Origin of the sequence: Nocardia sp. CA-145437 (genome assembly GCF_050956485.1) — a bacterium.
In the GTDB taxonomy this organism is placed as follows: Bacteria; Actinomycetota; Actinomycetes; order Mycobacteriales; family Mycobacteriaceae; genus Nocardia.
The window spans coordinates 5,783,154-5,797,464 of the sequence record NZ_CP191204.1 but is presented as its reverse complement, the minus strand read 5'-3'; the positions used below and the strand labels follow the sequence as shown (position 1 = coordinate 5,797,464).

The window sequence follows — 14,311 nt, the reverse complement described above, 5'->3', positions numbered from 1 at the left end:
ATCATGAAATTCGCGGTCCGCGACAGGCTCGCGAGGCCGCTGCATTCATATACCGACGGCCCAGTTCTATTCGCTGGAACATGTGCTGCGACAAACGTTTTCGAGCAATACACTCTTTTCGGAGTGTCGTCGATCGGGGTGTAACGACGCGCGGTGGCGCTCCGCTACACAGTCGGGGTCATCAGGGCGGCATCGAGGCCCCAACTGGTCGGCATTTCTTCTGGGGAGAATCTAGTGCTGCTCGATTCAGCGCTCGCGCTGCTCTCATTCGCTCTGTTCGCCAACGCGACCGCAACGCTCTGGTGGATGCTACATGCGTGGCGTACACCGGAGACGTTGGCGGCCACCAGATTTCGCGCTCCTGACGGTGAAACCGGTCTGTCCTTTTCGCTCTTGGTGCCCGCCCGGCACGAAGACGCGGTGCTGGCCTTCACCCTCGAGCGCCTACTCGAATCCTCCTATGACGCCTACGAAATCGTCGTCGTCGTCGGCCACGACGATCCCGCGACCGCAGCGGTGGCGCGGCAGGTCGAAGCCGCGAGCAACCGGGTCACCGTGGTCGTGGACAGCCACGACGTGAAGAACAAACCGAAGGCTCTCAACACCGGCCTGGCGTACTGCCGGGGTGACGTCGTCGGGGTCTTCGACGCCGAGGACCAGGTGCATCCCGCCCTGCTCGCCCACGTCGACCACGCCTTCCGCTCCACCGCGGCCGACGTGGTGCAGGGCGGCGTGCAACTGATCAACTTCCATTCCAACTGGTACGCGCTGCGCAACTGCCTGGAGTACTTCTTCTGGTTCCGCAGTCGCTTGCACCTGCAGGCGCGGCACGGCTTCATTCCCTTGGGCGGCAATACCGTTTTCGTCCGTACCGACCGGTTGCGGGAAGTCGGCGGGTGGGATGAGAACTGCCTGGCCGAGGATTGCGACCTGGGGGCCCGGCTGTCGACGCGCGGCGCGAAGGTCGTCGTCGCCTACGACTCGACGCTGGTGACCCGGGAGGAGACACCCGGCTCGCTGTACGCGCTGTTCAAGCAGCGCACCCGCTGGAATCAGGGCTTCATGCAGGTCTACCGCAAGCGTGACTGGCGGCGACTGCCCACCGCGAGCCAGCGCGCACTGGCCCGCTACACCCTGGCAAGCCCGTTCCTGCAAGCGTTCTCGGGCGTGGCCACCGTGATCGGGCTGGTGATCGCGCTGTCGGTGCGCGCGCCGGTCGGGGTCGCGTTGCTGACCTTCCTGCCGATCGTCCCGGCCCTGGCGACCGTGGCGTTCGAGGTCGTGGGACTCCAGGACTTCGGCAAACAGTACGGGCTCGGCATCAAGTGGTCGCACTACGCGAAACTGGTGGCCGGGACGCCGTTCTACATGGCGATGCTGACCGCGGCCGCGACCCGGGCGGTCTGGCGGGAGTACACCGGCCGCAATGATTGGGAACTGACCCAGCACGTCGGCGCGCATCTCGAGCCGGCGTCGTCGAAAGTGCGGGCCACGGCATGACTCTCACCCTGGTTCCCGAGCCCGCGCCCGCCGCGGCGGAGGTTCCGAAACATCGTGCGCACCAGCGGATTCCGTTCGACAACTGGGTGCTCGCGGGCCTGCTGCTGGTCGTCGGCACGGTGGACGGCTGGAACCTCACCAACTATCCGAGCCTCAGCGATGACGAAGGCACCTATCTCGCGCAAGCCTGGGCGGTGCGCTCCGGGGTGGGTCTGACGCACTACACCTACTGGTATGACCATCCGCCGGGCGGCTGGATCCAGGTCGCGCTGTTGTCCTGGCTGCCGGAAATGGCCGCGCCCGATCAGCTCGCGGTCGCGACCGGCCGGGTGGTGATGGTCATCGTCGCGCTGGTCAACGCGGCACTGCTGTTCGTGGTCGCCCGGCGGATGAAGTTCGCCACCTGGACCGCGGCGCTGGCAGTGCTGCTGTTCGCCCTGTCGCCGCTGTCGGTGACGCTGCATCGTCAGATCTACCTGGACAATGTCGCGGTCGCGTGGATGCTGGCGGCGTTCGCGCTGGTGTTGTCGCCGCGCCGGCACCTGTGGCATCACGTCGGGGCCGGGATCTGCGCGGCCGTGGCGATCCTGTCCAAGGAGACGATGCTGGTGGTGTTGCCGGCGTTGGGTTTCGCGTTGTGGCAGGCCGCGCATCCGACCACCCGCAAGTTCTCGGCGGCCGGGTTGCTGACCGGAATCGTGCTGACCGGTTGCCTGTATCCGCTGTACGCCTTGCTCAAGGTGGAACTGTTGCCCGGCGCCGGGCACGTGTCGCTGGTCGACGGCGTGCTGTTCCAGCTGCATCAGCGGACCGGCTCGGGCGCGATGTGGCAGGCGGGCAGCGCCTCCGGGGAAGTGGTGCGCTCCTGGTTGTTCTACGACCGGGTGCTGCCGGTGGCCGGGGTGCTCGCGGCGGTGGCCGCGCTGGCGGTGCGGCGCCTGCGGGCTCCGGCGCTGGCGGGCGTGCTGCTGGTGGCCATGGCCCTGCGGCCCGGCGGGTATCTGCCCGCGATGTATGTGATCCAGGCGCTGCCGTTCTTCGCGCTCGCGCTGGCCGGACTGGTCGACGCCGGAGCGCGCGTACTGCTGGCCGGGGCCGTATCCGACTTCACCCGGCGGTGGGCGACACGGGGCGGACGCGGCCCGCGTGACCTGTTGCGCGTGGCGGCGGTGCCGTCGCCGACCTGGTGGCTGCGGTGGGCTGTCGCGGCGGTGTGCGTCGCGGTGGGTCTGTCGGTGGTGCTGCCGCGCTGGCAGGACGGCCTGCACCGGGCCACCACCTCGCATGTCAACGACGAGTACGCCGCCTCCCTGGTCTGGGTGCGCGAGCACGTCCCGAATCCGGGCAGTCAGGTGATCGTCGTCGACGACGTGCTGTGGCTGGACATGGTGCGCCTCGGGTTCACCCCCGGTCTGGGCGCGATCTGGTTCTACAAACTCGACCTCGACCCCGGGGTGCGGCTGCCGAACGGCTGGCGGGACGTGGATTGGATCGTGTCCACGCCCACCCTGCGCGGCAATCTCACCACCCTGCCGAATACGGCCGACGTGCTCGACCATTCCCATATCGCCGCGACGTTCGGCCGTGACGCCGGCCGTATCGAGATTCGCCAGGTAGACAAGGACCGCCGATGAGACCGATCCACCGGGGCAGTGTCGTGCGCTGGGTGCTGGCGGTGGCGCTGCTGGTGACCGTCGTCGCCTCCGCGCCGTCGGCGCAGGCCGAGAACCTCATGCTCAACGCCGGAATGGAAACCCTCGGGGCGGACGGGTTTCCGGACTGCTGGGAGAAATCCGGCTGGGGTGACAACGATTCCACCTTCGCCGTCACCGATCAGGCGCACAGTGGCTCGAAAGCGGTGTCCATCACCATCACTCGCATCGCGAGCGGCGATCGCAAGACGCTGGTGTTGGAGAACGCGCAGTGCGCGCCGCAGGTCACCGTGGGCCATCAGTACGACCTGTCGGTCTGGTACAAGACGACTACGCCCAATACGGTCGTCACGATGTTCCGGCACGACATGACGGCCGGATGGCAGTACTGGACCGACCTGTCCGCCCTGCCGGTGACCGCCGCGTACGCCAATGCCGGCGTCCGCACTCCGGCCGTGCCCGCCAATACCGACCGAATCACCTGGGGTGTCACGATTTACGGTGTCGGGACGCTGGTCACCGATGACTACGGTATGTCCGATGCCACGCCCGCGACACCGCCGCCGGCCTGTACCGCGGGCGCGGCCTGCACCAAGGGATCGTGGGAGGTGCTCGCGTTCGAGGCGACCGTGCGCGGCATACACGCGGCCGTCCTGCCCGGCGGCAAGGTGCTGCTCATCGCCGGATCGGGCAACGACCCCACCGCATTCGCCGCGGGCACCTTCAAGACCGCCGTCTACGACCCCGCCACCGGCCAATTCGCCGACGTGACAACACCGTTCGACGCGTTCTGTGCCGGGCACGTGATGCTGCCCGACGGGCGGCTGCTGGTCATGGGGGGCAACAAGGACTACCCGGCCGCGGACGGCAGTCACGGCTACGAGGGGTTGAAGGACGCCTACGTGTTCGATCCCGCCGACAACAGTTACCACCGGCTCAACGACATGAACGCCGGGCACTGGTACCCGTCGGCCACGGTGATGGGCAATGGCGATGTGCTCTCGCTGGGCGGGCTCGGCGAGGACTCCAGCGGGACCGTCTCGACCGAGTACTTCTCCTACGCGCAACAGCGCTGGCTGGGCATGGGGGAGATCCCGCAGACCTGGCGGTTCTGGGGCCTGTACCCGTCGATGGTGTTGTTGCAGGACGGTCGCCTGTTCTACACCGGCAGTCATGTCTTCGGAAACGGGCTGTCCGGCACTGGCGCATCGATCTACGACTACGCGGCCGGCACCGTCACCGATATCCCCGGACTGCGCGACAAGGACGAGCGTGATCAGTCCATGAGCGTGCTGCTCCCGCCCGCGCAGGACCAGCGGGTGGCCACCTTCGGCGGCGGCAATATCGTCACCAATGTCGACGCCAATGCGCTCACCGACATCGTCGATCTCAAGGCCGCCACCCCGAGCTACCAAGCGGGCCCGGGCCTTCCGACCCCGAAGATGTACGTCTCCGCGGTGCTCCTGCCCGACGGCAAGGTGTTCGAAACCGGTGGCGGACTGCACAATCGGGCCGACCCGGTCTACGAGGCGTCCATGTTCGACCCGGCCGCCAACTCCTTCACCTCGGGCATGGCCACCGACCCGGTGCCGCGCACCTACCACTCGTCGGCGTTCCTGCTCCCCGACGGCCGCGTGATGGCGGTAGGCGACAATCCCGGAAACGGCACCTTCGACAAACGCATCTCGATCTACTCGCCCCCGTATCTGTTCCAGGGCGCGCGGCCGGAGATCACGGCGGTGGCCAACACGAACTGGGCCTACGGCAGCTCCCAGCAGATCACCGTCAACGGCCAGATCGCCAAGGCGTCCCTGATCCGCCCCGCCGCGGTCACCCACTCCTCCGACCCCAACCAGCGCTACCTCGACCTGCCGCTGACCGTCGACGCCACCGGCACCAAGGTCAACCTCACCACCAACCCGAATCTGGCCCCGCCCGGCTGGTACATGCTCTTCGTCGCGAACGCCGCCGGCGTGCCGTCGGTGGCCCAATGGGTGCACGTGGGATGAGAGGACTTCCGTGAAGTACGCCAAAACCCTTGCCGCCGTTCTCTTCGCCGCTCTCGTGTGCGTCGGCGGCGACGCCGCCCTGCCCACGTCGGTAGCCGAACCCGCCCCCGCCCAACCCCAGGTCCCCGCCCCTCACGTGAACGAATTCGCCCAGCATCCAGCCGCCCCCGCCCAGCGCCCGGCCCCGCCCACCGACAAGGCCCCCGTGGCCGAGTCCGTCGACGGCTGCGACCACGCCTACGGCACGCCCGGCCAATGCGTCCCCTGGAACTTTCCACCCCGAACCCACGACCGCTGCGCCTGGCTTCGCGACCACGGCCTCACCTCCCTCCCCTTGGTCGGCAAACGCGACCGCCACAACCTCGACCGCAACAAAGACGGCACGGCCTGCGGCCCCGGTGATTCCTGAAAACACCCCCTGATCAGCGGATTAGGGTAATCGAAGGTCCCCTGTGTACGGTTATCACTACCCGACGCGGGGTGGAGCAGCTCGGTAGCTCGCTGGGCTCATAACCCAGAGGTCGCAGGTTCAAATCCTGTCCCCGCTACTAACGAAGCGGCCCGGAACCATTGGTTCCGGGCCGCTTTCGTATTGTCGAGGACCATCATCTTCACTGGGGGACTGCGATGAAGACATTGATCCGCCACCGAGCTCGCCGATGTCCGATCGGGCCTCCGATGGCTTCTATGTGTTCGTCCGCGACCACCGGTCCGTGCAGTTCGTTCAGTACCGCCCTTCCGAGCATCCGATCAAGTTGCAGAAGGCCGTGACGACCAAGTCGATGGCACTGGTCCCTTACGGCCCCTACCTGCGGCTGGAGTAGCCGAGGTGTGACCAACGGGTACGGATTTCACCTGTGGAGCGATCCGCGTGAGCTCGCGCTCCGGCAGGGCCCGCCGATCTTCTCCACCGAATCGACGCGGATCCCGATCCCGTCTCGGAGCATTGCCCTCAATGGCGTTGCGGCCGAGCCGGTTCCTGAGATCTGCTCGTGCAGCCGCACCCGTTCGACGAACTCCGCGCGAGGATTGACCACGGTGATCTGCGCATCGCGCACCCTTTTCGCCAGCCGATTCGCCGCGATCGTTCCCGCGTACCCGGCTCCTGCCACAACGATTTTCATACTTGCCTCCCCGATGCCGAACTACCGCACGCTTGTCGCGCGGTCAGCGCTTTCCCTCACTGGCTTCTTGCAATGCGAAGTCGATGACCTCGTACAACTGCTCGGGCGGCGTGGGGCAGCTGCTCAGCTGTCGTTGCTGGCCCATTCGGAGGGGCGGCCTGGGTGGTGGCGGGCAGGGCGAGGGCGGTGGCGCCGGCGGGGATGGCCAGGGCGGCGGCTGCGGAGCGGAGGTTCATGGGATTCCTCGGGTGTGAGCGGAGTGACCCAACGGTCGCGCCGCTCACCGATGAGATCCCAATAATGGTGCTAATCGCCTGGTGGGAGCGAGATCACCTGGTCAGGCGACCGTGCTGGACCAGTGCCCAGGCGAGGGTGGCGAGGGCGCCGGTATTGGCCAGGGCGCGGACGATGTTCCATGTCAGCCACGGGGTTTCGAAGTCCTTGCGCAGGGCGGCGAAATCGGCGAGGCCGGGGGCGGCGTCGGTGGCCGTGGCCAGGTTGTTGTTCAAGGGCACGTTGAAGCCCGAGGTAATGATGAGGCTCAGCAGGTTGAGCGCGGCGGCGACGGCGATCCAGATCAGTACCGGGCGCAGGTCCGAACGCAGGTAGAACACCCCGGCCAGCACCGAGAAGCCCAGCGAGCCGAGGAAGCTGAGCATGAACACCGGGTTCACGATCACCACGTTGATCTTGTTCATCACCTCGACGTACGTCTTGTCGTCGAACTTGCCCAGCCCGATCATGACCGAGCAGGCGTAGGCGTAGAACACGCCCGCCAGGAGCCCGGTCGTCACCGTGGCGGCGATCAGGGAGATGACCCCGAAGGTCGGGGGCGCGTGCGGCGGATCGAGGACTTCGTCGGCCAGTAATGTGCTGTGCTGCATGTCGTTTCACTTCCTGCGAGATTCGGGTTCGACTCAGTTTCGGGTGATCCGGTGATTCGATCAACGGCGATTCGCGCATGGCCGGATCAGCCCGCGTGATTGATAGCTATTGGGCATGGCGGAAATTGCCAACCAACTGAAACGCCGATGTGTCTGAAAACCCTGCGAAATCGCCGCCGAGCGGCGAGAATTAGCTATGACTGTGCTGCGGATCTGTCCTTCGCGGCTCGGGAACGGGACCCCTTCGGCGGCAGAGGAATCGGAACGATGAGCAGGCTGGCGACCTCGTGCGCGGTGATCTTGGTTACCGCGGCCGTCACGGTCGGGACCCCGGGTATCGGCATGGCGCGGGCGGAAACGCCTGCCGCGGAGCCGTGCACCCGCTACACCGCGATTCTCGCACCGGGCACCTGGGAGACCCATCCCGATGCCGATCCGACCGTTCCCGTCGGCCTGCTCCGGCCGATCGGCGACGGCCTGCAACGGCAGTTCGGATCCGACATCACCGTCCTCTACGCCCCGTATGCCGCAAGCGCTTTCGACCAGGGCCTGACCTACGCGCAGTCGCTGGGCACCCTCGAAGCGAGATTGCGCGAGATGGTGAGCGGCCTGTGCGCGAAGACTCGCGTCATGCTCGCCGGGTACAGCCAGGGCGCGGACGGCGTCGGCGATTTCGCGACCGAGATCGGCAATGGCGAGGGCCCGATCGCCGCCGACCGGGTGGTGGGTGTCGGCCTGGTGGCGGATCCGCACCGCGACCCGAGAACCGCTCTCCCGCTGGGGACTCCGCAGCCGGGCCATGGCATCGCCGGCATCCGGACCCAGGATTTCGGGGCGCTGACCGATCGCGTGCGCACCATGTGCGCCGACGGCGACCTGTACTGCTCGCTCAATGCCGCGGGGTCCCCGTTCCTTTCGGCGCTCGGCCAGGTGGTGTCCGGTAACCCCGACGCCATCGCGGCCGTGATCCCGCCCGGCATCGATCCGGGCCCGGTCTTCGCGCAGGCGATCAAGGTGGGCGCGGGCTGGTCGGCGACCGCGGCGAACATCCCCGCCATCCTCGCCAAACTCACCGGGCTGCAGGATCTGATCGAGGCGGGCAACATCCCGGCCGCCCATCAGATCGCGAAGGACCTCAATACCGCCCTGGGCCCACTCGTCCAGGCCGCGGCCGGGGTGGACCTGCCGCTGGTCGCCTCGGTGATCCGGGCGGCCGGTGGTGTCGACCCGACCGGTTGGACCGCCGCGACCAGTGTTCTGGCCGACGCGCTGACCCAGATCGACATCGTGGGCATCGCCACGAATCTGGGCCGCGTCGAGGACAGCCTGTGGCGCGCGGCCGATGCCCTCGCCCACGACAACGCGCTGGCCGCCGCGGCCGAACTGGTGACCCTCACCCCCGCCGGCCTCGATCTGGCGGGCTCGGTGCTCGGCCCGTTCACCTCCGCCATCCGCAGCGACCTCCGCGCCGCCGCGCGCACCTTGATCAGCCTCGGCGATCCGGACAGCGTCAACAACCTGATGGAAATGACGCGTCAGGGCGTCGACCTGGCCAACTTCTACGCCTCCAAGGCCCACGTCGACTACGGCGACGACACCGAACTGCTGCTGGATTTCCTGGGATCCCAGGCGGTTTCGTAGGCGCCGTCGGATTCCGGCCGAGGATCAGTCGAGAGTGTCTGTCCGAGGCGGCAATCCGGCCGCCCACTTCTCCTCGATCCGGCCGTACCGCCAGGTGAGCAGGGCAGCGGCCCAGGTGACGACGAACAGTCCGACGATCAGGAATCCGATGAGGTTCAGGTCGAGCCCGCTGATCGTGTCCCACGGTCCGCCGGTCCAGCCGAACTCCTCGGCCAGCAGACCGAGCAGTTCGATCGTGCCGATGATGAGCGCGACCGCGATCGACAGCGACGTGATGGTCAGGTTGTAGTAGATCTTGCGCACCGGATTCGCGAACGCCCACCCGTAGGCGAAGTTCATGAACGTCCCGTCGATGGTGTCGAGCAGGCTCATGCCGGCCGCGAACAGCACCGGCAGGCACAGAATGGCGTACCAGGGCAGTCCCGCCGCCGCGCTGGTCCCGGCCAGCACCAGCAGCGCGACCTCGGTGGCGGTGTCGAATCCGAGGCCGAACAGCAGCCCGATCGGGTACATCTGCCACGGCTTGGTCACCGATCTCATGATCGGCCCGAGCAGCCGATTCACCAGACCACGTTGCGCCAGCTGGGCTTCCAGCTCGGCCTCGTCGAAGTCCCCGCTCCGCATCCGCCGGAACACCCGCAGAATGCCGACCAGCACAACGATATTCAGCAGCGCGATGATGTAGAGGAAGGTCCCCGACACCGTGGTGCCGATCAGCCCGGTGTAGCGGTGCAGCGCCGAGGAGTCGTCCTCCACCGGCCCCGCGATCGCCTTGACCCCGAGCGACAGCAGCAGCGCCAGCCCGAACACCACCGACGAATGCCCCAGCGAGAAGAAGAATCCCACCGACAGCGGCCGCTTCCCCTCGCCCATGAGCTTGCGCGTGGTGTTGTCGATGGCCGCGATGTGGTCGGCGTCGAACGCGTGCCGCAACCCCAGCGTGTACGCGGTCAGCCCGACCCCGATCCCGAGCGTCCGGTCTCCGACACTCAGCTGCTGCGGCGCGACGAACGCCACCAGCGTCACCCACCCCACGATGTGCAGCGCCACGATGACACCGGCCATCGCTCCGAGCCGCACCCACTCCTGCCGAGTCACCCGCATGGATCTCACGTCACACACCTCTCCACGACCACCCATGGTGCCCGACGGCGTCGAAGTTCCCCGACCGGCGTGATCGACCGTCCGCACCACGGCGTGATCGCGCATGGATTCGATCGGTCCGGGCCCGCACGGGATTGGCCGGACACAAAACAGCTGCGCTACTTCAGTTTCGCGTGCATGAGGTAGACGTTGTAGCTGTTCCACGCGGAGATCGTGAAATACAGGTCCTGGGCAGTGGACCAGGGGTGGATGAACCCGCCGTAGGCGGTCGGGTAGTCCTCGGTATTGATCAGCGCGACCGGTTCGGTCCACGTGCCCTGGGGGTCGGCGGCGGTGCGCAGCACGATCTGCCCGCGCACGGTGTCCAGGTACACCATCCGCCAGCGGTTCGACTCGGCGTCGAAGTGGACCGACAGCTCACTGGCCGTGCCGGTGATCAGGGGCGTGGCGAGCATTTCGTTGGCGCCGTCGGCGGGAATCCAGGCGTCCTTGACCCAGTACTGGTACGCGGACTTGTTGAGCACCTGATCCGCGGGCACCCGGGCGAGCCCGATGGTGCCCAGCCGGCCATTGGGCGTGCCGAACATGTAGACGAAGTCGTCGTGCGGCACCATCGTCGCGACCTGGAAGCGCCCGACGCCGAACAGGTTGTCCCAGCGTGCCCATTGGGATTTGGTCCAGGTGCGGCCGTGGTCGTCGGACCAGGCGATGCCGCCGAGGTTGGTCCACCACATGCCGGGGATCTTGGACCAGCGATTGACCGACATGTAGGTCAGGTACTGGCGATCGCCGACGGCGAAGCCGGAGGTCGGGATGGTGGTGGTCTCGTAGTTCTTGACCTTGCGGCTGTCCAGGATCTCGGTGGCGTGGCAGCGGGTGTTCTGCACGAAGTCGTCGAGGACCAGGCCCTGCGACAGATCACGGGTGCTGCTGTAGGCGATCACATTGCTGCGCCAGTCCTGCGTGTCGGTGCCCGCGCCGCCCGGCTTCCAGCCCTTGCCGAAGGTGTCACCGAACACGACCGCGACCTGGCCGGGCTTGGTCTCCCACATCAGCCCGAGGTCGGTGCCGTCGACCGACCAGCGGGTGTCGGTGCGGTTGACCGACCCGCGCCCGGTCACCTGATTGACCAGCTGCACCGAATCCACCTGCGGCGCGGCCACCGCGGCGGCCGCGGGCGCGGGCACCGACGGCTGGACGGCCGGGGTGGGCGCGGGCTGCGGCTCGGGCGGTTCACCGCCCGGCACCACGATCGGGATGGGTTCGGGATCGGGGGCGACCTCGATCTGCGGCAGCGACGCGCTGCCGCCGCCCGGCGGGGCCGGGGTCGGGGCCACGGTGTCGCGGACGTCCGGGCACGGGCTGGCGCACGGGTCCGCGGGCAGCGCGACATCCACCCGGTTGGCGTCCGGCTTCGGCGCGTACTGGCTGACCGTCACGATCTGCGGCACCGGGATGGGCACCTTGATGGTCAGCGGCGGCTGCGAGGTCGATCCGCTCGGGTCGGCCTGCCGGTTGACCGGGTCGAATCCCGTTTCTCCACAGCTGTTCACGGGCGCGGGCGCCCACGGGTGCGGCGCGGCGGCGGCGGGGGTCGCGGGCAGCAGCATCGCACCCAGCGTGACCACGGCCGACAGCGACAGCGCCGCAGGGATTTCGGCATGGCTCGAGCGACGGCGGGATCGAATTCCCATGGGGTAGGCGGCTCCTCGTTCGCGATCGACCCGACCACCTTAGACCGATCCTGTCGCAGGGTGTACCACCGTGAACCGGTCGCGAGATCCGTCGCGTGTGAGGTGGTCGCGGCGCGATCCGGCGCACGCGGCAGACTGAACGGTAATGAAACTGCCCGATCTCCCCGACCTCCCCGTGCGCGCCGCGCTCGGCGAGATCACCGACACGCTGGCCGAGCACGGCACCGCCGTCCTGGTCGCCCCGCCGGGCACCGGTAAGACGACGCTGGTCCCGCTGGCCCTGGCCGCCGCCACCGCCGGCCGCGTGGTGGTGGCGGAGCCGCGGCGACTGGCCGCGCGCGCCGCCGCCGCGCGCATGGCCGCGTTGCTGGGGGAGCGGGTCGGGGAGACCGCCGGATACTCGGTGCGTGGTGATCGCAAGGTCGGATCCCGCACCCGCATCGAGGTGGTGACCTCGGGACTGCTGGTGCGGCGCTTGCAGAACGACCCCGAACTCGATGGAGTCGACGTGGTCGTTCTCGACGAATGCCACGAGCGACACCTGGACGCGGACCTGCTGCTGGCCCTGCTCCTCGACGCCCGCGCCGGACTCCGCCCCGACCTGCGGGTGCTGGCCACCTCCGCGACCGTTGCGGCGGATCGCCTTTCGACCCTGCTGGGCGGCGAGTCGGAACCGTCGGCTCCCGTGCTGAAGGTGCACGGTCGCACCTACCCGGTCGAATTCGATTACGTGCCACCGCTGCCCCGCGAACGCATCGAGCAGCAGGTGGCCCGCACGACCCGCCGGGCCCTCACCGACAGCCCCGGCGACGTCCTGGTCTTCCTCCCCGGCGCGGGCGAGATCCGCCGCACCGCCGCCCTGCTCTCCGACCTGCCCGACGTCGACGTCGTCCCGCTGCACGGCAGACTGCCCGCCGCCGCACAGGATTCCGCCTTGCGCCCGGGCGCCCGCCGTCGAGTCGTCCTCTCCACCGCCGTGGCCGAGTCCAGCCTCACCGTCCCCGGCGTCCGCACCGTGGTCGACTCCGGACTGGCCCGCGTCCCCCGGATCGACCACCGCCGCGGCCTGTCGGGCCTTGCCACCGTCCGTGTCTCGGCCGCCGTCGCCGAACAACGCGCGGGCCGCGCGGGCCGAGAAGGCCCCGGCCACGCCTGGCGCTGCTGGCCCGAATACGAGCACGCCACGCTCCCCGCCTACCCCGAGCCGGAGATCCGCACCGCCGACCTGACCCGACTGGCGCTGGAACTGGCCTGCTGGGGCACCGTCGACGGCCAGGGCCTGGCCTGGTGGGACGCACCCCCGACAGGCGGCCTAGCAGCGGGTCGCGCGGTCCTGCGCGCCCTCGACGCTGTGGACGACCATGGCGTGGTGACGGATCGAGGCCGCCGCATGGCAGCGGTCGGCCTCCACCCCCGATTGGCCAGAGCCCTGCTCGACGGCGCGACCGAGGTCGGAGCCCGCGCGGCCGCCGAGGTGGTGGCCCTCCTCGACGACGACTCACTGGCCCCCGGCGTGGATCTGGTCGCCGCCCTGCGCACCCTGCGCGGCGATCGCCCGGCCCGCTGGCAGAAGGAGGCGCAACGTCTGGCGCGCCTCGTCGGCGACGACATCGACAGTGGTCGGGGATCCACACCCCGTTCAGGGGGCGATGATCCGGCTCTTGTTGCGGCACTGGCTTATCCGGAGCGGCTCGCTCGTCGTCGCGCTTCCGGCTCGGCCAGTTATCTGATGGCGGGCGGGACCGCGGTGACCCTGCCGCCCGGGAGCGGACTGGGCGATGCCGAATGGCTGGCGATCGCGGTGGCGGGGCGAGATCCCGGGCAATCCGAGGGGCGAATCCGGTTGGCGGCCAAGGCGGATGAGCAACTGGCCCGCCAAGCAGCCGCCAATCTGGTCACCACCGTGGACGAAGTCGACTGGGTCGATGGTGATCTGGTGGCTCGCCGGGTGCGCTGGTTGGGCGCGATCGTGTTGTCGGAGCAGCCCCTGCGCGATCCGAATCCGGAATTGGTCTCGGCGGCGCTGCTGCGGGGGTTGCGCGCCACCGGCCTCGGCCTGTTGCGCTGGACCGAGGATGCCCGGACCCTGCGGCAGCGCCTGGACTTCCTGCATCGCACGCTGGGCGCGCCGTGGCCCGCCGTCGACGATGACACGTTGCTCGCCGACTCCGAAATCTGGCTCGCCCCTGAATTTTCCACGGCCCGCCGCCGCGCCGACCTGGAGCGCGTGGATGCCGGTCAAGCCCTGCGCCGCCTGCTGCCCTGGCCCGAGGCCGCCCGGCTCGACGAACTCGCCCCCGAGCGCCTGGAGGTCCCCTCCGGCAGTAACGTCCGCCTCGACTACTCCACCGACCCACCGGTCCTCGCCGTCAAGGTCCAGGAGATCTTCGGCTGGACGGAGACGCCGCGCCTGGCAGACGGCCGCGTATCGCCTGTCCTGCACCTACTCTCCCCGGCCCGACGCCCGGTGGCGGTCACCGCCGACCTGCCGTCCTTCTGGCGCGCCGGCTGGCTCCAGGTCCGCGCCGACCTGCGCGGCCGCTACCCGAAGCACGCCTGGCCCGAGGACCCCACCACCGTCGTCGCCCACCGCGGCACCGCCCGCAACGCCAACCGTCCGAGCTGAGCCCGGTCTCGACCGGCACCGCGGAAGGCCGTGGCAGGCGGCAGCTGCGGATCGCCGGCGCCGATGCCGACCGGGTG

General features: G+C 68.7%; 11 protein-coding genes and 1 tRNA gene. 8 read left to right on the top strand and 4 right to left on the bottom strand.

The genetic code is table 11. The features are described from left to right. The first annotated feature begins 396 nt into the window (after nt 1-396). From ACQPYY_RS27005 to ACQPYY_RS26980, 6 genes are all read left to right on the top strand, one after another. Nucleotides 397-1,500 carry a glycosyltransferase gene (locus ACQPYY_RS27005; RefSeq protein ID WP_433594736.1) on the top strand — a complete coding sequence of 368 codons (1,104 nt, stop codon included), beginning with the start codon at nt 397-399 and terminating at the stop codon, nt 1,498-1,500. Continuing rightward, nucleotides 1,497-3,134, top strand: a complete 1,638-nt coding sequence (locus tag ACQPYY_RS27000; protein WP_433591482.1) for an ArnT family glycosyltransferase — start codon at nt 1,497-1,499, stop codon at nt 3,132-3,134. The genes ACQPYY_RS27005 and ACQPYY_RS27000 overlap by 4 nt, the downstream gene beginning before the upstream one ends. Continuing rightward, complete coding sequence (locus ACQPYY_RS26995; RefSeq protein WP_433591481.1) at nt 3,131-5,161, top strand: galactose oxidase-like domain-containing protein; 2,031 nt, start codon at nt 3,131-3,133, stop codon at nt 5,159-5,161. Before ACQPYY_RS27000 ends, ACQPYY_RS26995 begins: the two co-directional genes overlap by 4 nt. 10 nt (nt 5,162-5,171) lie before the next feature. Then, the gene (locus ACQPYY_RS26990; protein WP_379094346.1) at nt 5,172-5,570 is read left to right on the top strand and encodes a hypothetical protein; all 399 of its coding nucleotides are present in this window, start codon (nt 5,172-5,174) and stop codon (nt 5,568-5,570) included. A gap of 65 nt (nt 5,571-5,635) precedes the next feature. Continuing rightward, nucleotides 5,636-5,709, top strand: a tRNA-Met gene (locus tag ACQPYY_RS26985). A 111-nt stretch (nt 5,710-5,820) separates the two neighbouring features. Beyond that, complete coding sequence (locus ACQPYY_RS26980; RefSeq protein WP_433591480.1) at nt 5,821-5,985, top strand: hypothetical protein; 165 nt, start codon at nt 5,821-5,823, stop codon at nt 5,983-5,985. A gap of 27 nt (nt 5,986-6,012) precedes the next feature. Here the strand turns inward: ACQPYY_RS26980 and ACQPYY_RS26975 are convergent, their stop codons facing one another. Together ACQPYY_RS26975 and ACQPYY_RS26970 are read right to left on the bottom strand one after the other, a co-directional pair. Further along, nucleotides 6,013-6,285: a hypothetical protein gene (locus tag ACQPYY_RS26975; protein WP_433591479.1), complete on the bottom strand. Its 273-nt coding sequence runs from the start codon at nt 6,283-6,285 to the stop codon at nt 6,013-6,015. 329 nt (nt 6,286-6,614) lie between these two features. Then, a complete protein-coding gene (locus ACQPYY_RS26970; protein WP_433591478.1) occupies nt 6,615-7,169 on the bottom strand; it encodes a DUF1772 domain-containing protein in 555 nt (184 codons plus the stop codon). A 267-nt stretch (nt 7,170-7,436) separates the two neighbouring features. Here ACQPYY_RS26970 and ACQPYY_RS26965 point away from each other — a divergent pair, with 267 nt between their 5' ends. Then, nucleotides 7,437-8,810 (top strand): cutinase family protein, encoded by a 1,374-nt coding sequence (locus ACQPYY_RS26965; RefSeq protein ID WP_433591477.1) that lies wholly within the window; start codon nt 7,437-7,439, stop codon nt 8,808-8,810. Nucleotides 8,811-8,834: 24 nt separating this feature from the next. Here the strand turns inward: ACQPYY_RS26965 and ACQPYY_RS26960 are convergent, their stop codons facing one another. Beyond that, the gene (locus ACQPYY_RS26960; RefSeq protein ID WP_433594735.1) at nt 8,835-9,914 is read right to left on the bottom strand and encodes a HoxN/HupN/NixA family nickel/cobalt transporter; all 1,080 of its coding nucleotides are present in this window, start codon (nt 9,912-9,914) and stop codon (nt 8,835-8,837) included. Nucleotides 9,915-10,072: 158 nt separating this feature from the next. Next, entirely contained in the window at nt 10,073-11,608 is a 1,536-nt protein-coding gene (locus tag ACQPYY_RS26955) for a DUF4185 domain-containing protein (RefSeq protein WP_433591476.1), read from the bottom strand. 145 nt (nt 11,609-11,753) lie between these two features. On the opposite strand from ACQPYY_RS26955, the gene hrpB reads away from it, so the two are divergent. Next, the gene (gene hrpB, locus ACQPYY_RS26950; protein WP_433591475.1) at nt 11,754-14,234 is read left to right on the top strand and encodes an ATP-dependent helicase HrpB; all 2,481 of its coding nucleotides are present in this window, start codon (nt 11,754-11,756) and stop codon (nt 14,232-14,234) included. The last annotated feature ends 77 nt before the right edge of the window (nt 14,235-14,311 follow it).

Excerpts from the sequence above, each read along its gene's own strand:
- ACQPYY_RS27000 (WP_433591482.1), top strand. The coding sequence starts at position 1,497 with ATGACTCTCACCCTGGTTCCCGAGCCCGCGCCCGCCGCGGCGGAGGTT.
- ACQPYY_RS26995 (WP_433591481.1), top strand. The coding sequence starts at position 3,131 with ATGAGACCGATCCACCGGGGCAGTGTCGTGCGCTGGGTGCTGGCGGTG.
- ACQPYY_RS26980 (WP_433591480.1), top strand. The coding sequence starts at position 5,821 with ATGTCCGATCGGGCCTCCGATGGCTTCTATGTGTTCGTCCGCGACCAC.
- ACQPYY_RS26975 (WP_433591479.1), bottom strand. The coding sequence starts at position 6,285 with ATGAAAATCGTTGTGGCAGGAGCCGGGTACGCGGGAACGATCGCGGCG.
- ACQPYY_RS26970 (WP_433591478.1), bottom strand. The coding sequence starts at position 7,169 with ATGCAGCACAGCACATTACTGGCCGACGAAGTCCTCGATCCGCCGCAC.
- ACQPYY_RS26965 (WP_433591477.1), top strand. The coding sequence starts at position 7,437 with ATGAGCAGGCTGGCGACCTCGTGCGCGGTGATCTTGGTTACCGCGGCC.
- ACQPYY_RS26960 (WP_433594735.1), bottom strand. The coding sequence starts at position 9,914 with ATGCGGGTGACTCGGCAGGAGTGGGTGCGGCTCGGAGCGATGGCCGGT.
- ACQPYY_RS26955 (WP_433591476.1), bottom strand. The coding sequence starts at position 11,608 with ATGGGAATTCGATCCCGCCGTCGCTCGAGCCATGCCGAAATCCCTGCG.
- hrpB (WP_433591475.1), top strand. The coding sequence starts at position 11,754 with ATGAAACTGCCCGATCTCCCCGACCTCCCCGTGCGCGCCGCGCTCGGC.